The sequence below is a fragment of the Bradyrhizobium sp. ARR65 genome, from assembly GCF_000472385.1.
Taxonomy (GTDB): domain Bacteria; phylum Pseudomonadota; class Alphaproteobacteria; order Rhizobiales; family Xanthobacteraceae; genus Bradyrhizobium.
The window spans coordinates 531,525-552,131 of sequence record NZ_AWZU01000001.1; the positions used below are offsets into that span (position 1 = coordinate 531,525).

General features: G+C 61.0%; 14 protein-coding genes. 9 read left to right on the forward strand and 5 right to left on the reverse strand.

From position 1 onward, the window contains the following. Positions 1-15: 15 nt before the first annotated feature. Together F758_RS0102650 and glk are read right to left on the reverse strand one after the other, a co-directional pair. Positions 16-3,315 (reverse strand): beta-phosphoglucomutase family hydrolase, encoded by a 3,300-nt coding sequence (locus F758_RS0102650; protein WP_157449826.1) that lies wholly within the window; start codon positions 3,313-3,315, stop codon positions 16-18. Positions 3,316-3,333: 18 nt separating this feature from the next. Beyond that, the gene (gene glk, locus F758_RS0102655; RefSeq protein ID WP_198026394.1) at positions 3,334-4,278 is read right to left on the reverse strand and encodes a glucokinase; all 945 of its coding nucleotides are present in this window, start codon (positions 4,276-4,278) and stop codon (positions 3,334-3,336) included. A 63-nt stretch (positions 4,279-4,341) separates the two neighbouring features. Between glk and F758_RS0102660 the strand changes: the two genes are divergently transcribed. Then, the gene (locus F758_RS0102660; RefSeq protein WP_024506394.1) at positions 4,342-5,316 is read left to right on the forward strand and encodes a 1-phosphofructokinase family hexose kinase; all 975 of its coding nucleotides are present in this window, start codon (positions 4,342-4,344) and stop codon (positions 5,314-5,316) included. Positions 5,317-5,457: 141 nt separating this feature from the next. Then, on the forward strand, positions 5,458-8,232 hold the full coding sequence (locus F758_RS0102665) for an HAD-IC family P-type ATPase (RefSeq protein WP_024506395.1): 2,775 nt from the start codon (positions 5,458-5,460) through the stop codon (positions 8,230-8,232). 29 nt (positions 8,233-8,261) lie between these two features. Here F758_RS0102665 and F758_RS47325 read toward each other — a convergent pair whose 3' ends face one another. Both F758_RS47325 and F758_RS49230 read right to left on the reverse strand, forming a co-directional pair. Beyond that, entirely contained in the window at positions 8,262-9,104 is an 843-nt protein-coding gene (locus tag F758_RS47325) for a universal stress protein (RefSeq protein WP_084305026.1), read from the reverse strand. A gap of 100 nt (positions 9,105-9,204) precedes the next feature. Further along, positions 9,205-9,507, reverse strand: a complete 303-nt coding sequence (locus F758_RS49230) for a hypothetical protein (RefSeq protein ID WP_157449827.1) — start codon at positions 9,505-9,507, stop codon at positions 9,205-9,207. 129 nt (positions 9,508-9,636) lie between these two features. Here F758_RS49230 and F758_RS0102675 point away from each other — a divergent pair, with 129 nt between their 5' ends. Together F758_RS0102675 and pyk are read left to right on the forward strand one after the other, a co-directional pair. Next, complete coding sequence (locus F758_RS0102675; protein ID WP_024506397.1) at positions 9,637-10,017, forward strand: SHOCT domain-containing protein; 381 nt, start codon at positions 9,637-9,639, stop codon at positions 10,015-10,017. A 109-nt stretch (positions 10,018-10,126) separates the two neighbouring features. After that, positions 10,127-11,539: a pyruvate kinase gene (pyk, locus tag F758_RS0102680; RefSeq protein WP_024506398.1), complete on the forward strand. Its 1,413-nt coding sequence runs from the start codon at positions 10,127-10,129 to the stop codon at positions 11,537-11,539. A gap of 666 nt (positions 11,540-12,205) precedes the next feature. Here the strand turns inward: pyk and F758_RS0102685 are convergent. After that, positions 12,206-12,952, reverse strand: coding sequence for a C13 family peptidase (locus F758_RS0102685; RefSeq protein ID WP_024506399.1), 747 nt, complete (start codon positions 12,950-12,952; stop codon positions 12,206-12,208). A 563-nt stretch (positions 12,953-13,515) separates the two neighbouring features. Between F758_RS0102685 and F758_RS0102690 the strand changes: the two genes are divergently transcribed. From F758_RS0102690 to F758_RS0102710, 5 genes are all read left to right on the forward strand, one after another. After that, positions 13,516-14,640 (forward strand): TIGR03118 family protein, encoded by a 1,125-nt coding sequence (locus F758_RS0102690; RefSeq protein ID WP_051386615.1) that lies wholly within the window; start codon positions 13,516-13,518, stop codon positions 14,638-14,640. 184 nt (positions 14,641-14,824) lie between these two features. Next, positions 14,825-17,083 carry a peptidase domain-containing ABC transporter gene (locus F758_RS0102695; RefSeq protein WP_024506401.1) on the forward strand — a complete coding sequence of 753 codons (2,259 nt, stop codon included), beginning with the start codon at positions 14,825-14,827 and terminating at the stop codon, positions 17,081-17,083. Beyond that, positions 17,067-18,452 carry an HlyD family type I secretion periplasmic adaptor subunit gene (locus F758_RS0102700; protein ID WP_024506402.1) on the forward strand — a complete coding sequence of 462 codons (1,386 nt, stop codon included), beginning with the start codon at positions 17,067-17,069 and terminating at the stop codon, positions 18,450-18,452. Before F758_RS0102695 ends, F758_RS0102700 begins: the two co-directional genes overlap by 17 nt. Before the next feature lie 92 nt (positions 18,453-18,544). After that, positions 18,545-20,110, forward strand: coding sequence for a tetratricopeptide repeat protein (locus F758_RS0102705; RefSeq protein ID WP_245286401.1), 1,566 nt, complete (start codon positions 18,545-18,547; stop codon positions 20,108-20,110). 237 nt (positions 20,111-20,347) lie between these two features. Beyond that, the coding region (locus F758_RS0102710; RefSeq protein ID WP_024506404.1) for a helix-turn-helix domain-containing protein at positions 20,348-20,607 on the forward strand (260 nt) is incomplete at its 3' end.

Below are 20,607 nucleotides of genomic sequence, written 5' to 3' on the forward strand. Positions count from 1 at the left end.
CCCGCGCTCGCGTGATCACGATGGACGGGCAAGCGGCACGCTGGTTCGGTCGCCCGGGTGCAGGACGATATGCCGGTCGTCGACCGCGATGGAGATCGCTTCCGCGTCACTTGGATCACTCGCCAGCGTTAGCGCATCCTGGGTTATGTCCACGCTAAGCGAGTGCTGGCGATAGCGGAGCCGAAATGCCAGCCGGTGCAGTTCGTCCGGCAGCGCCGGATGGAAATGTAATTCTTCGCCGCGCAGCTCCAGACCGGTGAAGCAGCGTTGCAACAGGTCGATCGTGCCGGCCATGGCGCCGAGATGGATACCCTCGCGCGTAGTCCCGCCTTGAATATCGCCAATGTCGCTTTGCAGAGCTTCCGTGAATAGCGACCAGGAGCGTTGCCGGCAAGAGCGCGCCAGCACCCAGGCATGAGCGATGGCGCTCAAGGTGGAGCCGTGCGAGCTGCGTCGCAGATAGTAGTCGATGGTTCTGGGGATCGAGCCAGGATCGAAGGTGTAGCCGAGGCGATCGAAGAGTTCTGCCAATTCTTCTGCGGAAAACACATAAAACAGCATCAGTACGTCAGCCTGCTTGGACAGCTTGTAGCGATTGGGCGTGTCGCTCTCCGCCTCAAGTATGAGATCGAGGCGCATGATATTTGGGTATTTGCGCCGATAGGCGTCCCAGTCGAACTCCTGCAGCGCCTCATATCCCTCAAACTGACTGAGAATGCCGTTGTCATGGAACGGCAGGTAAAGCTTGCAGCTGACATGTTCCCAACGTGCGAGTTCCTCTTGCTCGATCCGCAGACTCTGACACAGCTCGTGACAGCGTTCCTTCGGCAGCAGTTCAAAGAGGTCGAGCGCGCGGGCGATGCACCAGACGGCCATGACATTCGTATACGCATTGTTGTCCAGGCCCGGCGTGTCCCGATCCGGATAGCCGTCATGGAATTCATCCGGACCCATCACGCCGCGGATGTCATAACGGCCGCGTGCTTCGTTCCATTGCGCGATACTGGCCCAGAAGCGGGCAATCTCGAACATCAGCTCGGCGCCGAAGACGTAGAGGAATTCGGCATCGCCGGTGGCTTGGTAATACTGCCAGACATTGTAGGCGACCGCCGCGCCGATATGGCGCTGAAGATGCGTGTCGTCCTTGATCCAGTTGCCGGACCGCGGGTTGAAGTACATGACGTCGGTTTCTTCGCGCCCGTCGCTGCCGCTCTGCCATGGGTACATCGCGCCGCGGAAACCAGCTTGCTGCGCGGCCCAGCGCGCCTCATCGAGACGCCGGTAGCGGTAAAGCAGCAGGGCACGGGCGAGGATCGGCAGGTGCAGGCTCAGCAATGGGAAGATGAACAGCTCGTCCCAGAAGATGTGGCCGCGATACCCCTCGCCATGCCAGCCGCGGGCGGGAATGCCGGCGTCCAGCTCCATGCTGTGGCTCGAAGCTGTCTGGAGTAGATGGAAGAGGTGCAGACGCACGGCCAAATGCGCGTCATCCGCATCGTCGCTCACGACGTCGAGCAGGTCGAGGTCGGTGCGTTCCCATAAGTCTCGCCAGACGCGTTCATGGCTTTGCAGTAGTGCATCAAAGCTGTCGGCCCGTATAATGGCGGTGCGCGCGGCGGTTTCCGGGTCGGCGATGGCACGATCCCTGGAGGTGTAAAGCGCAAGGATCTTTGCGATCTCAATGCTGGCGCCCGGCACGACATCAAGGACGATGTCGTAGCCGACACGCGCCGCTTCCTCGATCGGGTGTTTGTCGACGGTGGCATCCAGTCCCCGCACGCTTACGTCCAATCGTGCGGCCTGTGCGATCCGTAGCTGCGACTGCGTCGTCTCCACCTGGAGCAGCATGGAGCAAGGTGCAATCGCGGCCGCTTCGCACACGCGCAGATGCCTGCTTTCAAACGCTTTGTAGCGCGGCACGCCGGTATTGGCGATATCGCCGTCCAGCATGGCACGCACTGTGAGCCGACCAGACCAGTTCTGCGAGGTAATGGTGACATGCTGGGCCGCGAGGTGCTTGCTATCCATGTGCACGAAACGGCGCTCGGCGAGGCTGGTTTCCCGCCCCTGCCCGTCGCGTACCCGCAGAGTCCGCAAGTACAGGCCACGGCGCATATCGAGCGCTTGCCGATACTCAAGGATTTCGACGCGACGCAGGTCGAACTCCTCTTCGATTCGAAAGGTCAGTGGCAGCCAGTTGGGGAGATTGACGAGGTCCTCGTGCTCGACGGGGCGGCCATCGATCACGGTCGTGAGCCGGTTGTAGGCGCCGGCAAGATACGTGCCGGGATAATGTAAGTCATCAGCGCGCGCCTCGGCGGCGGCTCCGCGGGTCACGAAGTACCCGTTGCCAACGGCGAACAGCGTTTCGCGACGGCCCTCCACGACAGGATCAAAACCCTCATGAGCAAACAGCCAAGGGTCCGGCCGAGCATGGGCAGCAGGATGGCGGGTCTCCGTCCCTGGTCTTGCGATGAACGGGTCAAGCCGATGCACATCGGGCTTGGCGGTGAACCGTCGCTGCGTCGACCCATCATCCAATTCCAAATCGATCTGGTTGAGGTCGGCGACGACGATATCGGCACCGGCATTCTCCAGCTCTGTCCCGTGGCCTGTCCGGTCGATGCCGATAACGAGGCCGAAACCGCCGGCTCGTCCGGCCGTCACGCCGGCGATCGCGTCCTCAATGACGACGGTGCGTTCGGGCGACGTCCCGAGGCGCCGCGCGGCCGCGAGGAAGGTGTCCGGCGCCGGCTTGCCCGGCAGCCCCAAAGTCGCGGCATTACGTCCATCAATGCGGGTGTCGAACAGATGATCGAGCCGTGCGGTTTGCAGGATCTCCTGGCAATTGCGGCTCGCCGAAACCACCGCCGTCTTAAGCCCGAGCGCGCGCAGACGCCGGATCAGGGCCACCGTGGATGGATAAACATCGACGCCTTTGCTGCGCAGCTCCTGCAGAAACAGTCCGTCCTTTCGCTCCGCGAGGCTCTCGACGGTTTTGACCTCGGGACCATCGGGCTCGCTGCCTTCCGCGACGTCCACCCCCCGTGCGGCGAGAAAGGCACGAATGGCCTCTTCGCGCGGACGGCCGTCGATGTACCTGCGATAGTCCTCGAGCGTGAATGGCACAAAGGCAGTGCCGGTGCGGTGCGCATGCTCCTCGAAAAAAACGTCGAAGGTTCGCGTCCACGCTTGGAAATGGATACCCGCGGTATCCGTGACCACGCCATCGAGATCGAAGGCCGCGGCATCAAATTGCGACGGCACTAAAGCGGCTTTGCGAGACATCTCTCGGCTCACGGAGTGATTGCCCATCGCGTTTGTTAATTTAAGTTAAACGGTGTGGCTCGGCTCCACATACACTGCTGCGCCGAGGAGACCTGCATGAGGACGCAAGATCTGGTCGATCGGTATGTCGTCCAGATACGAGCTGAACCGTCCCTTTGCGATGAAGGCCTGCCTTAGCGCTTCCACATCCCACAGTGGCCGCAGCCCGCGGCACAGTCCGCCAGTGATGATAACCCCGCCCCCGGTGAGAAGGGTCAAGGCCAAATTGCCTGCCGTGGAGCCGAGGATGGACGAGAAGATCCTTATCGCCTCTTGGCAAGTGGGGCACTTGCCTGCTGCAGCGCGGGCCGAAACGTCTCTTGGATCCTGCACATCGATGATCTGCCCGTTCATCTCGGCCAGAGTTTTCGCAATCGCCAATAGCCCTGATCCGGACAGCAACCGTTCAGTTGAGACATGCGGGTATTGACCCTGGAGACGCAACAGGATTTCCCCTTGGACACGGTCCATCGGGGCGAATGTGGCGTGTCCGGCCTCGCTCGGGCGACCTACAACTGTGCCCGCATTATTCAATAGAAAGGCAACGCCGAGTCCAGTTCCTGGGCCAATCACGAGGATAGCCTCTCTTGGATCGCGGGTTCCCGACTTCAGCGAACCGATCTCATCGGGTGGCAGTGCAGCAACGCATAATGCCTGGGCGACAAGATCATTGATGACGACCAGCTTGCGCAGGCCAAGCCGCCGGCGCACATCGCTGATCGAGAAGCGCCAAGCGCTGTTGCTGAACGTTATCTCATCACCCAACACGGGACCTGCCACAGCAAGCACCGCCTCTTCCGGCCGGGGAACACCGGACAGATAGTCCTCCACTGCCTCGAGAAGGCTGGGGTATTGAGCAACGGGCAGCTTGCGTACGTCGTATGGCTGCTTGCCAGGCTCCGCAATCGCAAACCTCGCGTTGGTTCCGCCAATGTCTCCGACGAGTCGCATGGCGCTCATCCTCTAAGGATGGTAACCTTTGATCTTCTATTTCCAGGCGAGAAGGCTTGCGACATGATACAGCAGCCGGAGGTAGTCTCAAAGCCGATCGTTACACTGACGCTGAGCCCGACCATCGATCTCGCGTTCCACTCGAACGAGATCAGACCGATCCGTAAGAACCGTGCGGTAGAACAACGCATTGACGCAGGCGGTGGCGGCATAAATGTCGCACGGGTACTGAAGGAGCTGGGCGCCGAAGCCTTCGCCATTTACCTTGCTGGTGGCGCGACTGGAGTTGTCCTGAACGAGCTCGTCGCGAAACTGGATGTGCCGGGAAAATGCATCGACATAGCTGGGGGCACACGCATCAGTTTTACGGTCTTCGAAGAGATTTCGGGGCTGGAGTATCGTTTCGTAAGCGAGGGCTGTGCCCTTGTCGAACCGGAGTGGCAATCGGCCCTATCGCACCTCAAGGAGTCCGATGCAGACTACGTCGTCGCGAGCGGCAGCCTGCCGCCCGGTGTTCCCATCGATTTTTACGCGCGCCTGGCGGGCATTGTGCGGGGCAAGGGAGCGCGCTTGATCCTTGACACGTCAGGGCCTGCGCTCCAGGCGGCGATATCGGCAGGGGGCATTTATCTCGTCAAGCCCAGTCTTGGGGAGTTCGAGACGCTGACGCACCGAAAGTTTGAAAGCGCCGGGGAGCTTGTCGATGCGGCGACGTCTTTGGTTGCCACTGGCGCTATCGAAAACCTTGCAGTGACCATGGGACGTGATGGCGCATTGCTCGCACATCAATCAGGCACATTGCGCCTAAAAGGCCCCAAGGTGAAGCCACTGAGCGCCGTGGGGGCGGGCGACAGTTTTGTGGCGGGCATGACTTTCGCGCTCGCACGCCGAGAAAGTGTTGAGGACGCGTTCATGCTCGGCATAGCCGCCGGTGCCGCTGCCGTCCTGACCCACGGCACCCAATTGTGCCGTCGGGAGGATATCGAGCGTCTCTATGCGGAAGTGGTGGCCGAGCGCGTGTCCATACAGCCGACGTAGCGCGATGGGAGCCCGTCGCGCGTTTTCAGGATCGTTAATCTACTTGCCGGCACTTGCCGGCGTAAGCTCGACGTCGCAGCCGCTCCGTAACTGAGCCCGGCCCGGATAACCGGGTGAACACAGACCAAACGGGGACAACCAATGGACGCAGTGGCAGACCCGACCAGGACTACTGGCGTCACAGCTTGGCATGCGATGTCCGCCAATGAGGTTGAGAAGTCGCTTGCCACCGACTGCGAAAAAGGCCTCGATCCGGCCGAAGCGGCGAGGCGCCTGCAGGCGTATGGGCCGAACCGGCTGCCGGAGGGCAGGAAGCGGGGGCCGCTCATGCGGTTCTTGTCTCAATTCAACAACGTCCTGGTCTACGTCCTGTTGGGTGCCGGCTTCACGAAGCTCATGCTTAATCTGTGGGTCGACGCGTCGATCATCTTCGGCGTCGTCGTCCTCAACGCGCTGCTCGGGTTCATACAGGAGGGCAAGGCCGAGAAAGCGCTGGATGCTATCCGTAACATGCTGTCCGCCGAAGCTCGAACCGTGCGCGGCGGAGAGACGCGCATGATTCCCGCGGAGCAGCTGGTTCCGGGAGATATTGTGCTCCTGGAGTCAGGCGACAGGATCCCCGCGGACATGCGGCTTGCCGAGGCGAAAAACCTGCGGACCGAGGAGGCGGCCCTCACTGGCGAATCCGTGCCCGCCGACAAGAACACAGACGCGGTTTCTGATAATTCGACGGTCGGGGATCGGGAATGCATGGCGTTCTCTGGAACCATGGTCGTGTCCGGGCGTGCAACCGGCGTCGTCGTCGCGACGGGCAGCGAGACAGAGCTTGGTCGCATCAACTCGCTGCTCACCAGCGTCAGCGCGCTCGAGACGCCGCTGCTGCGCCAGATCAAGAAGTTCGGCTACGTCATCACCGCGGTCGTCGGCGCCGTGGGCGTGCTGGTGTTCGCCTACGGCAGGTGGGTGGCGCACATGAACTTCGTTGAGCTGTTCCAGGCCGTGGTCGGCATCGCGGTCTCCGTGATTCCCGAGGGACTGCCCGCAATCATCACAATCACGCTCGCGATCGGCGTTCAACGCATGGCCGAGCGCAATGCCATCATCCGGCGGCTGCCGGCTGTGGAAACACTGGGATCGGTATCGCGCATCTGCTCGGACAAGACCGGCACTCTGACGCTCATGGAAATGATGGTGGTGTCCGCCGTCACCGCCGAGGCGGCGTATCACGTCACCGGGAATGGCTATGCCCCGGAGGGTGAGGTCAAGAGGGACGGAAAGCGCGCGGACAAGGAACCGGTGCTCACGCTCATGGGCCGCGCCTCCATGCTGTGCAACGACGCAGAGCTGCTTCAGGAGCAAGGCACCTGGAAGGTGGAGGGCGATCCCACCGAGGGGGCACTCTATCCGTTCGCAATCAAGCTCGGCTTGGACCGGCGAACCGAGCAGACCGCGTCTCCGCGCATCGACGCCATCCCTTTCGAATCTGAGCATAAGTTCATGGCGACGCTTCACAGGTCCGGCGACGGAAAGGAGTGTCTTTTTGTCAAGGGCGCGCCCGAGGTCATCCTTGAGCACTGCGATCGACAGCAGACCGTCGGCGGTCAGCACGTGCCGCTCAATACCGCACACTTCCTGCAGGCCGCCGACATACTTGCGGGCCAGGGCGAGCGTGTGCTCGCGCTCGCGTGGCTAGAGAGCCCAGGCCTGGAGAAGGGAAGTCTCGTTCCCGCCGACCTGCCGAAGGACCTTGTCCTGCTCGGCTTGATCGGTCTTCTGGATCCGCCACGCAAGGAGGCCATCGAGGCTGTCGGAGAATGCCATGGCGGCGGCATTCGCGTGACGATGATCACGGGCGATCACAAGATCACTGCTGCAGCGATCGCCAAAATGCTGGGCATTGGCGACGGCAGGACGGCAATCAGCGGCGCCGAGATTGAGGAGATGAACGAGGCCACATTGCGGGAAAAGGTACGCAACGTCGATGTATTCGCGCGCGCAAGCCCCGAACACAAGCTTCGCCTCGTCAAGGCAATCCAAGCCAACAAGCAGATCGTGGCAATGACGGGCGACGGCGTGAACGATGCACCCGCGCTCAAGAAGGCCGATATCGGTGTTGCAATGGGGATCAAGGGCACCGAAGTCACCAAAGAGGCTGCGGGAATGATCCTGGCTGACGACAACTTTGCCTCGATCACCGCGGCGGTGAAAGAAGGCCGTACCGTCTACAACAATATCGAAAAGGCCATCCTGTTCATGCTGCCGACCAACGTGGCCCAGGCGCTTGTCATCATGGTCGCTATCTTTTTCCAATTCACAATGCCGATCACGGCTCCACAAGTCCTTTGGGTCAACATGGTAACGTCGGTCGCGTTAGGACTGGTGATTTCGTTCGAGCCGCACGAGCTTGATGTCATGAACCGGCCGCCACGCGCGGTGGATCGGCCTATTCTGACCGGCTTTGGAATCTGGCGCGTGCTGTTCGTCGGCCTCGCGTTGCTTGCGGCCACCCTGTGGGCGTTTTTCTGGATGAAAGCGCAAGGGGCCTCGGACGAGCTCGCCCGGACGGTCGCGGTCAACATGATCACGATCGGCCAGGTGTTCTATCTCCTGAACAGCCGCTATCTGCTGGACAGTTCATTGTCCTTCACCGCGCATCTCGGCAATAAATACCTGCCGCTCGGAATTGCCGCAGTCGTGGTTCTCCAACTGATTTTCACCTACGCGCCGCCATTGCAGGCGATATTCGGTAACCAAGCCATTCCGATCGGGGCTTGGCCCTGGCTCCTGGCGGCCGGACTGGCATTCTTTCTCGTTGTGGAGGCGGAGAAACTCGTCATCCGTTCGTCGGCTTCGTTGCGCAGGGCGGTGACTGCGGTGGAAGCAGGCGCGCACCTTCGTCAGGTGACTTCCGCGTGAGGAGCGCGACGCATGCAGGTCAGTGGAAACTAATGAGACAGGAATACGGGAATTGCGATCCTTGCGCCAAGGATATCCCGTGTTGCGCTACCGAGCATTAGCGCACGCTCGAATCCATGTGCGAATGCGCCCATCACAAGCAGATCCGCATCTGCCTGCCGCGCATAGGCCAGAAGGGTCGTACCTATGTTCAGAGTCTCACGATTGATTGTGCTGAACTTGGCATCAACGTGCCAGCGCGCCAGATGGCGGCAAAGCGCGGGTCCAGAATGAGGCATTGAAAACGCCTTGTCGTCAATGACCGATACGACGAGTACCTCACGCGATTTAACGAGAAGGGGCAAGGCATCGTGCACCGCACGAACCGCAGAGCGTGTTCCGTCCCACGCAATGACAATCCGGCTCTCTGCGCGCAACGGCGTGTTCGGTGGCACGAGAACAATTGGCCGACCACCGGCAAACAGCGCTGCCTCAACGAGTTCTTTGCGAGGCGAATCGAGTGGTCCGCGCACATCGATAATCAGGATGTCGTGCACCTGGCTGCAATGGATCATTCGTTCGCGAAGCGAAGCGGGCTCATTATTATTGGTCTGTAGAATGTCACAGGATACGCTCGCATCCGTCGCTGCGGATTGAACGAGCTCCGCGGTTCGTGCCACCCGTTCACTTGACGACGTTGGCGTAGCGCTAGCCCGTTCGACCTGCCGGATGTCCGGTTCAGGCGCCAAGTCGCGGAGATCGGGTTCTATGTCCGCAATCAATGCAGACAGATGCGCGCCGTACGTGCGAGCTAGGGCGATGGCGTAATGCCCGCCGGCCGAGAGATTATCTCTGCACGCCGAAGGCGAAAGAAAAACGAGTATGTCCTTCATGCTTCACCCCGTGCAGCTCAAGAGCCCCACATTCATTTGCGAGGATAAATTGCCTCAGGCCAGCTCTCCAATCACTTACCTGCAATTCGCCGGGACCGCGTCAAATCTTGCTGTTTGCAATGCGCGCCGCCGCCCCTTCGCCTGATGCCCGCGCGAAGCTCTTCAGTAACAGGAATTCGCACAGGCTGGACCAACTCGCTCCCGAACGCCCGACAATTGGCCAAACGGAAGCTTGCAAACCAACTTGTACGATGACCAGACGTTCCAGATCGGGAACGTGCACGCGCAGGGTGGCAATCTGACCGTGCTCCGGCCGTAGCAGCGCAGAGCCCTGTGGGGCGTTTTGATTGGCGCACCTTTTCCTAATCCGCTTGCCGGGATGGCGGTGGCGTACCACGAGCATCAGCCTGTCAAAGGTGATCCGGCAGGTGGCCCATACAACCGTGCGATGTACGAGCCGGCGCAAAAATGCTAATAGTAGCCAACAAAAGCGACGCGGAAGGGTCGATGATTGAGCAGCAAGGAGGATGTCATGCTCTTCGAGGGAGGTTTCACCTTTTCAAACTTTCTGATCGATGTGCTGACGATATTCGCCTTCGTGGTATGGTTCTGGTTCGTCATTACAATCTTTGCCGATCTGTTTAGACGTCATGATATTTCGGGGTGGGCAAAGGCCATCTGGGTCATTGTGCTGATTTTGACCTCGTATCTCGGCGTGATCATTTATTTGATCACTCAGGGGCGAGGCATGGCCGAGCGCAACGCGCAACAGGCCCAGGCGGCTCGCGACGAATTGCGGCGCGTGGTTGGATTCAGCGTTGCCGACGAGCTTGGAAAGCTGGATCAGCTCAGGAAAGCAGGGTCTATCACTGAAGGCGAATTCGCGCGTCTTCGCGCGAGGCTGGTACAATAGCGGCGGCCTTTCCTTCGGCATCATTGGAGCGACATCGCTAAATCGGAAGAAGCGGCAGCCTGGTTGCAATTCCTGCCTGATCGGGCGGGGCAGAAAGGATCGTATCGCCATGCGTCGTCGACGGGCAAAAATCGTCGCAACCGTTGGACCGGCCAGCGCCTCGCCGGAGATGCTCAACGGGCTGTTTCTCGCGGGTGTGGACACATTCCGTCTCAACTTCAGCCACGGAACCCAGGATGATCATGCAAAAGTCCATGCCGCGATCCGTGCGCTCGAGCGGGATATGCACAGACCGATCGGCATTTTGATGGACCTGCAGGGCCCAAAAATCCGCGTCGGTACATTGCGCGACAAGAAGATCACCGTTCGGTCCGGGGAGTCCATTCGCTTCGTTCGCTCCGGATCGGAAGGGGACCGTTCAGCGATACCTTTGCCGCATCCGGAAATCTTTGCAGCTCTCGCGCCCGGGGACGATCTGTTGATCGACGACGGCAGAGTGCGCGTTCGCGCAACTAGCCTCGGCAAAGACTACATCGAGGCCGAAGTGGTTGTGGGTGGCGCGATCTCGAACCACAAGGGCGTCAATTTGCCCGGAACGATCCTTGATCTGTCGCCGCTCACCGCAAAGGACCGCGCCGATCTGGAATTCGGCTTGCGCCTCGGCATGGACTGGGTGGCTCTCTCATTCGTGCAAAAGCCGTCGGACGTGATCGAAGCGCGGGCTCTGATCGGCGAGCGCGCCGGGCTCATGGCGAAGATCGAGAAACCAGCGGCGCTCGAGCGGATCGACGACATCATTCAGGTGTCGGATGCGATCATGGTCGCACGCGGCGATCTCGGGGTCGAGATTCCGCCCGAGGAGGTACCCGGTCGCCAGAAGGAGCTGGTGCGCGCCTGCAGGCTTGCTGTCAAACCGGTGATCGTTGCCACTCAAATGCTCGATTCCATGGTGGCGGTCCCGACGCCCACGCGCGCCGAGGCCTCAGACGTCGCAACCGCGATCTACGACGGCGCGGATGCCGTGATGTTGTCGGCGGAGTCGGCCACGGGCCGGTACCCGCGCGAAGCCGCGGAAATGATGGACCGCATCATCCGCAGTACGGAGCAGCACAAGATGTACCGCTCGATCATCGAAGCAACCCAGCCCGACGAGGAAAAGACTCCGTCACATGCGGTTGCGGCCGCGGCGGCTGACCTGGCCTCGTCGATCCATGCAGCCGCTATCGTCGCCTATACCTCAAGCGGGACGACAGCCGCGCGTATTGCGCGCAAGCGACCGAGGGTGCCGATCCTGGCCACCACACCCAGCGTAGAAGTGGCCCGTCGTCTCTGCCTGTTGTGGGGCGCACACAGCGCTGTTTCCGAGCACGTGCAAAGCTACGAGGAGATGGTCTCGCGTGCGACCGAGCTGGCGAAGCGGGAGAAGTTCGCCGGCACCGGAGATAATTTGGTGGTCGTTGCCGGCATGCCGTTGGGTCAGGCCGGAACAACCAACAATCTGCGCGTCGTTTCGGTCTCCTGATCCTTTAAACCGGGTGAGCACGTCCGTAGGACCGCGTACCCGCCGGAATCATCTGCCCTATCGCTCTACCGCAAGGTGCATTTCCGTGCTAAATGAAGCATCGGCGGAGGCTTCGTCCGCGGACAGCCCGTAGCGGGCAAATTGCAATCAGAAAAAAACCTGCCCCACGGGAGTCTCCAAAGTTAGGGTGCGAAACCTTATAGGGAGGTTGAGATGTCGCGTTCTAAGTTGGCGCTTATGGCGATGCTTCTCTTGATGGGCTTCGTTCTTTGTCCTCAAGATCCTGCCAGTGCTGCCAAGTTCTGTGCGCAATTAAGAGGGGCGACAGCCGCAGGACAGCCTGACTGCTCGTTTTCAACACTGGAGGCGTGTCGCGCGCGCGTAAGGCACAGGGGCGGCGGGCACTGCTATAAATTGACCCACTAGCACGACGTGCAGATGCATATCCCGTGTCGGAGTCGCGGACGCATCCCGGTTCGCTGCTGCCAGTGATCCTCACATCGTTTCAAGCGCGTGTGACCATCCGTCGTGAGCGAGGAAACGTTTGCGTTTCCGGTGAGCTAGCCCGACCGACAACTGGCGACGCGAAGACGTGGTAAGTGATTGATTTCCTGGTGGGCGAGGTATTCGGCCAGATTGGCGTCGGCCGCGAGGGCAGCTCGCTATTTAAGGACGCGCAATCAGCAGCGGCTCGAGGTTTTCGCCGCCCGCCATTTGGGGATTGGACGGCTCGACGTGCTCGCGAAGTTCTCGCTTCCGGACGAGCGCGCTCGCAATAACAAAAGCGTCCTTCAGGCTTCTAGCCTTCCGGAGTGCGACGTTGAAGAAGGCATCGCCGAAATAGGTCCACTTGGCCTTGTCGCGGCAGCCGAACGACGGATGGTCGGCATCGGCCGCGGTGATGACCAGGATATCGGGGTTCGCGAGACGAGGGACGAAGACTCCGGAGTAACAGGCCGAGATGACCACCACCTTGTGTCGCACGCCCGCACGCGCCAGCATGTCGGCGAGATTAGACGGCGTGAGCGTTTGGGTGAGCCGCCCCGCTTTGACTGCAAGGCCGGCGCGGGAGCCGTGCGAGGTGAGAATCAAAAACAGAACGTCGTTCTCGGCGTCCATTCCATTGGCTGCCATTCGCAATGACGTGGCCAGGGCGTCGATCGTTGCACCTCCGCCTTTCTTGGAATTGTACTGCACGTTGGTTGGGCCGCTCCCGAAACGGTGGGCTACAATCTCTGCTGCGCCGGTCGCTTCGCTTCTAAACACGCCTTGATCGCCAAAAAGTCCGAAGGACAGTACGCTCACCTTTCGCGCATTCTCGCCGGCGTGCACCGTCGAAACCAACGGCGCAACTGTCAAAGCAAAAGCAATGAGCAGCGCGCCGAGCTGGCTGGTACGAGACCATGACGTCATGGCGAACCTCGTTTCGTGATCGCGGTTGTGCGGACGGAATTGCGGAATTACGGGGAATCCTTCGTTCTTCGAGATAGCACGTCTCGTGATGTCCAGAGCGGACCTTCTTCTATCTTTTGTCGGGCTGGAATCGATGAGCGAACATGACCCTCGTGTCATTTTCTAACATGGGCAGCATCTCTCACTTGATTTCTGACCACGCGTCTCGTTCAATCATAGATGGCGGGCAGGGGGATCGATGGAAATGATCTCGCCTAGAGTCATCGCGTAAAGTGATCGCGGCGCAGTCTTCGTCAAATCGAGACGTCAGTGCGTTGGAACGCCTCAAGACCTTATATCTCTGCAAAACACCCGCGACTCCGGAAGCTTTGAGTAGCATCCATAAAATTCATACCGTTGGCTAGCCGTCGTGATCCCCATGCCAACCTCACAAGCCGACGTCGCCTTTTCTCTCAAGGCGAGAGGCGTGCCTGATCAGGAGAAGACGATCCTATGCCGCCGGCAGGCGCAATTCCGCTGGCGCCGAGCGGGGCTGAAAAATCGACTATCAGCAGGAGGCAGCAATGAGTTCAGACTTGTCCGCAATTGACCACGCTGTTGACCGTCGCATTCACCACGAGCAGGAGGAGACCTCCTTTGCGCAGACCAATCTGGTCTCGGATGGTTTCGTTCCCGCGACGACGATCGATCCAGATCTTATCAACCCCTGGGGCATAGCTCACAGCGCGACCAGCCCTTTCTGGGTCTCGGACAACGGCATGGGTGTGACGACGGTCTATACCGGTGCCGGAGCCAAGGTGAATGTCGGTGGGCTTGACTCAATCGCGATCGCAGCACCTCCCGGGCAGACCACGCCGGCCGCCCCTACCGGAGACGTGTTCAATATTGCGGGAAGCGGATTCAACATCACCAGTGGCGGCCATACGGGATCTTCGGTCTTCATTTTTGCAACCGAGGACGGCACCATTTCCGGCTGGAATCCGAACGTGGACGCCGCCAGCTCCGTCCTGGCCGTCGATAACTCCCAGGGCGGTGCGGGAGCCGTCTACAAGGGTCTTGCCATTGCACAGACCAGGGACGGCACCTTTCTTTACGCGGCAAACTTCCGGAATGGCACCGTCGACGTGTTCAACGACAACTTCACGCAGGTGAAGAGCTTTACCGATCACCACCTGCCGGCTGGCTATGCGCCTTTCAACGTGCAGGTTCTTGATGGCCACCTGTTCGTCACGTTCGCGTTGCAGGATGCGGCCAAACACGATGACGTCGCCGGTGCCGGCCATGGCTTCGTAGACGAGTTCGACTTGGAAGGACATTTGCTGCACAGGGTGGCATCCGGCGGCGCGCTCAATTCCCCCTGGGGACTTGCGATCGCACCCTCCGGCTTTGGTGAATTCGCGAACGATCTTCTCGTCGGGAATTTCGGCGACGGGACGATCAATGTCTTCAATCCGAAGAACGATCATTTCCTCGGCAAGTTGGAAGATGCCAATGGTGCCCCGATCACCATCGGTGATCTCTGGGCGCTTGTTCCCGGCACTGGCAATGCCGGAAGTGATCCGAACAAGATCTACTTTACGGCAGGAGTGCAGAACGAGGCGCACGGTCTCTTTGGCTCCTTGGCGGCGATTCCAGAGACCGATAAATCGGCCATGTCGGCACCAGGACCACATTCCTTGCACGGGTAGAAACCGTCGGCCGCTGCATTTGTAAGCGGCTGCGACCGCGAACCGCGGATACCGCAACTTTGGAAGGGTCGATTCGGCCCTTCCCGCCGCTATACGCCATACGCAATGGGGCGCAGCATTTCGTACCCTAGAACGTCTGGTGCGTTCTTTTCGGATGTTTCTTTGAGGAGGCGCCGTCGTGGACATGCCGATGGGACAGCGTCTCGGCTCGCTGAGGCAGTGTTACCGGCCTACGTCACCGGCTGATGCCGGCGATGGGCGCCAAACGAGCGGTGAGGCGATCCATCCGCGCGCGCAGGCGGTGATGGTCGCTGCCAGATTTCACGGCATCGAGTTGGATCCGGGCGAGGCCATCTCCATGGGCGCACGGGGCGCGCCTTCAGCCGTGGCGCTCTGCGAATGGGCGCAGAACGCCGGTATGTGGGCGCGAGCCGTGCGGTTGCGTTGGCGCCAGCTTATGCACTTTGTGGACGACGCCGGACCGGTGGTGCTGCTGCTCACCGACGGGAGTGCGACCCTGATGGTGGGCGGGGACTCTGACCGCAATGCGGTTCTCCTTCGCGATCCCCGTGCGCTCGCGAGCGAGATCACCGTTGCGGTGGACGAGTTGCGCCTGGAGCGGGTCTGGTCAGGCGAGGCTGTGCTGCTGCGTGCCCAGCGCGGGCAAATGACAACGGACGCGCCGTTCACGTTAAGCTGGCTGTCTCGTCTCGTGTTGCAGGAGAAGCCGTCGCTCCGGGACATCGGGCTTGCCTCGCTGACATTGAGCTTTCTTACGATCTTCCCGCCGTTGTTGGTGATGACCGTGGTGGACAAGGTGCTGACACACCACAGTTACTCGACCCTTCTCCTCCTCGGCACCATCCTTGCGATCACAACCATTTATGAGGCAGTGCTCGGCTATGCCCGCCGCCTGATCGTGATGGTCGTCGGCGCGCGGCTGGATACGAAGCTGAACCTGCACGTCTTCAACCGTCTGCTGCGGCTGCCGCTCGACTATTTCGAGCGCCACCCGGCCGGGGAGACCATGCATAAGATCACGCAGGTCTACAAAGTCCGTGAATTCCTGACGGGAAAGCTGCTGGCAACGTTCCTCGACATGATCACGCTGGCTGTGCTGCTTCCATTCCTGTTCTACCTCAATTCCTCTCTGGCCTTTGTGGTTCTCGCCTGTTCGGCCCTCATCGTCTTGGTCGTGTTGGCCTATCTGCGTCCGTTGCAGCGTGTATTTAGCAAAGTCATCCTCGCCGAGTCCGAAAAGGCCTCGGCGCTGGGCGAAACCGTGTTCGGGGTCAAGACAGTGAAATCCCTCGCGCTCGAGCCGCAGCGCAGGATGCTGTGGGATGCGCGTGTTGCCGAGGCTGGAAAATCACGACTGGCTTTCGGGAAACTGGCAAACTGGCCGCAAACGATCGTCAATCCGATCGAGCGATTCATGTCGATCGGTGTCGTACTGGTCGGCGCCTATATCGCGATCGCCGACAAATCTGGCTATGCTGTCGGGGCGCTGTTTGCCTTCATGATGCTCAGCATGCGCGTCGCGCAGCCGCTCGCTGGGCTAGCGCGGCTGATCGAGAATTACGAGGAGGTCGGCGCCGCGATCAGCGAGACCGCATCGGTGTTGAATCGCCCGCTGGAATACGATGCGCTTTCCCGCGGGCTACGCCCCCAACTCTCCGGCGCGATCGCCTTCGACGACGTCAGCTTTACATACGGCAGCACGAAGATTCCCGCGCTTGATCGCGTCAGCTTTGCGGTTCCGGCGGGGACGATGCTGGGTATCGTCGGGCGCAGCGGGTCCGGAAAGTCGACGTTGACGCGGCTGTTGCAGGGGATCAATCGTGACTACAGCGGCTTTGTTAAGATCGATGGCAACGACGTGCGCGAGATCAATCTGCGGCATCTACGCCAGAGTTTCGGTGTGGTGCTCCAGGAGAACTTCCTGTTCCGCGGTCCGATTTGTGAAAACATCATCGCGGGTCGTCCCGGGCTCACGCTGAGTGATGCCGTGCGCGCGGCGCGCCTCGCGGGTGCCGAGGAATTCATCGAGCGCATGCCAAATGGCTACGAGACGCTCATCGAGGAAGGTTCGCCGAACCTCTCGGGCGGACAGCGGCAGCGGCTAGCGATCGCACGTGCCCTGATCACCGATCCACGCATCTTGATCCTCGATGAGGCAATGAGCGCGCTCGATCCGGAAAGCGAGGCAGTGCTGAATGCCAATTTGCTGCGCATCGCGCACGGCAGGACAATGATCATTGTTTCGCATCGTCTGTCCTCCTTGGTCGATTGTGACCAGATCCTCGTCCTGGAAAGTGGCAAGGCTGTCGACATCGCGCCGCACCGTGTTCTTCTTGAACGCTGCGGCATCTACCGGCAGCTCTGGAACCAACAGAACCGTCATCTCGGGAATCAGGGGCCTCGTCATGCACAGGCGAGTTAGTCGCGTAGACCGAGCGAACGATCAGACTGTTGCGGCGATCCTGGAATTCCAGTCGCCGTCCCAAGCCATCGCCTCCGTTCCAATTCCCCGCACGGCGCGCGGCACCATATGGGTGATCTCGAGCATGTTCGCCGCTTGCCTGACGGCGATGGGGATGATCCCGATCGACCGAGTTGTGACCGCTCAGGGGAAAGTGGTCTCCAAGGTGCCCTTGCTCGTCGTACAACCGCTCGAGACGTCGGTTGTCCGATCGATCGACGTAACCGAGGGGCAGAGCGTGCGCAGCGGCGATGTGATCGCGCGGCTCGATCCGACCTTCGCGGCGGCCGATGTCGGGGCCTTGGAAGCGCAGGTTTCGACGTTGCAGGCAGAAGTTTTGCGCATGCGGGCAGAAGCCACGGGACACCCGTTCACCTCGGAAGGTCCTGATCCAGACCTTTCGCTGCAGGCGTCGATATATGCCCAGCGTCAATCGGAGCGCGATTTCAAGCGCGAGACTTATCAGCAACGCATCAGTGGCCTGCAGGCCGCTGTAGCACGCGCCTTAGCTGACGCGGACGCCTTTCGGGCGCGCAAGGCCGTGGCCGAGCAGATCGTGTCTGTCCGCAAGGAGCTGGAACGGCATCAGGTGGGCAGCACGCTATTGTCACTGACCGCGACCGACAATCTCTTGGAAACATCACGAGGTCTCGCAAATGCCACGGAAACCGCCGAGAGCGCACGTCGTGATCTCGAGGCGTTGAAGGCCGAACGCGACGCCTATGAACAGAACTGGCTCGCCGAGGTATCGCAGAAGCTCGCAGAGCAGATGCAGAAGCTGGCCGACGCACGCGAACAACTCAATAAAGCGCGGTTGCGCCACCAACTTGTCGAGCTGCGTGCCAACCGCGACGCGACCGTCTTGACTGTGGCCAAGGCTTCCGTCGGGTCGGTGCTGCAATCGGGAGACCAGTTCATCACCTTGGTCCCAACCGACGCGCCGCTCGAGGTGGAAGCCGATATCCTGGGACATGACGGCGGTTTCGTGCAGGTCGGTGCTCCCGTCGCGGTCAAGTTCGACACGTTTCCATTCTCGCAATACGGTGTGGCGCACGGAGCGGTCCGTACGATCAGCGCGGACAGCTTTACCGGGCGGGACGATGGCAAAGCTCGCTCGGGGTCTGTGCCCGCTAAGCCCGACGGCACTGAGCCCTTCTATCGCTCGCGCATCACCATCGACGACGTGCAATTGCACGGCGTGCCCACCGGCTTCCGCATTGTACCGGGCATGCCCGTCACCGCCGACATCATGATTGGCAAGCGCACGGTCCTCACCTACCTGCTCGGTCGGATCCTGCCGGTCGCGTCGGACGCGATGCGCGAGCCATGAGCCTTGCCGGCAAACACAGGACGAGCGGCAGGCGCGGATATCGAAGGGGTCTCCTCGATCGCTTGGTCGACGCGCTGTCGTCGGCGGCAGCGTTGCGACATGCTTTGCGGCTTGCTGACGAGGGCCAGGGCGCACGGGCCTTTCCGCTTTTCGCTCGCGCCGCCCGCGCCGGCGTCGCGGAAGGCGAATACCGGGTTGGGCGATGTTATCTGGAAGGCTCGGGCGTTCCCATCAGCCGCCTCGACGGCCTGCACTGGCTGACGCGCGCAGCGACCCAAGGCCATAGCGAAGCCCAGTGGCAACTTGCGGTTCTGCATCTGCAAGGTTTCGGCACATCGTATGAGCAGGAGGAGATTCCGGCCTCCGCGGCAAGCCTGTTCCCGGGCGATGTCGCCCGCGAACCTGACTTTGTCGCTGCCGAAAAATGGGCTCGCCTCGCGGCTGAAGCCGGGTCTGCGGATGGGAAAGCTGTTCTTGCGTATATCCTGGCCTCCGGTCCGGAAGCGATGCGCGACCTTGAAGCGGCGCATCAATGGTACGAGCGATCCGCTGAAGACAATTGTCCGCAAGGCGCATTAGGTTACGGTCTATTGCTGGCGCGGATCGTCAAGGATGAGGCGGGGCAACGAAAGGTCGCGGAATATTTCCGTCGCGCGGCGGAGGCGGGGCTGCCGACGGCGTTGTACTTGCTCGGTGAGCTAACCCGATGCGGCATTGGCGTCGAGCGCAGCGATGTGATCGCGGCGGACCTCTATCGGCAGGCCGCCGAGAAGGGTAATCGCTCGGGTCAGACACGATGGGGGGTGGCGCTCATCGAGGGGGCGGGAGTCGAGCGAAATCCGACCGAAGGTGAATCATGGCTGCGCCGAGCTGCGATGGCCGGGGATCCGGAAGCGGCGGCGCGGGTAGGCGACCTTTACGCCAGGCGCGGAGAGGCACTCCCCCCAAATCATGCAGAGGCGGCGATTTGGTATCGCCGCGCCGGGGAGGCTGGTCACCGGAGAGCCGCGAGGGCACTCGGCCTGCTCTACCTGACCGGGGCCGGAGTCGCGCGCGATCCGGATGAAGCGGCGCACTGGCTCGGTGTTTCCGCCGAAGCAGGCGACCCGCAAGCCCGGGTGGACCTTGCCAACCTTGCCCTTAGGGGAGTCGGCCACTCTGTAGACTTAGTGAAAGCGCGAGAGTGGTTGGAGCAGGCAGCCGCCTCCGGCGAGCTTGTCGCCGCCTTCAACTTTGCCATCTGCCTGGCCGAAGGACTCGGGATGGACCGTGACGAGCGCCTGGCAGCCCAGTGGATGCGCAGAGCTGCGGATGGCATCGTAGACGCGCAATATTGGTATGGACGGATGCTGACCGAGGGCCGTGGCGTACGTATGGATGCCGAGGGAGGTCGCGCTTGGATCGCGCGAGCGGCCGCTGCCGGAATGGCTGAAGCGGAGGTGGCACTCGCGGAGATGATGACGAACGGGCGCGGCGGCCGGCGTGATCCTCTCACAGCGAGGGCGCTGCTCGAGAAGGCCGCCAAGAGGGGGCACGTCGGTGCCATATCGGCGCTAAACAGCGGCCAGGGAGGATGTGCCAAGGCGTACTTCGATTTGGCGAATGCAGCCGATAAGTCCTTTGGCGACCGCGCCTTGATTGATCGCGCGCTGCCGTAGGAGACATTCAGCTCGAGAGAGATACGAGGACCTTCAGCCTTTTCGCGCGACGATCGCGTTTGCTGGTTTTCGGTGCGGTCGTTTCTGGTACGAAACAGCGGCGGTTGCTCTGCTCGATTTGCTATTGCGGGCGTGAACATATCGGCCTCTAGACCATGTTGTTTTTTGCCGGAATCGGGATTCCCATTTGGAGGGATTTCTGATTCAAGCTCCATGCTGGGAACGGGGCCAGCATGGATGACACGACCCTTTTCGGAAGACATTCGCGAGCGCGCTCTTGCTCGGGCTGACGCGGGCGAGACGGTTCGCTCGATTGCCGAAGCGCTTCAGATCAGTNCTTCCTGTGTGACGAAGTGGAAGAATCTGAGACGGGAGACCGGAAGCCTTTCACCCGGCAAGATCGGCGGTCACAAGAAGCCGGTCCTGTCCGGCGCCAATGCCGACTGGCTGCGCAAGCGCATTCGCTCAGGGCCATTCACCTTGCGCAAGCTGACGCG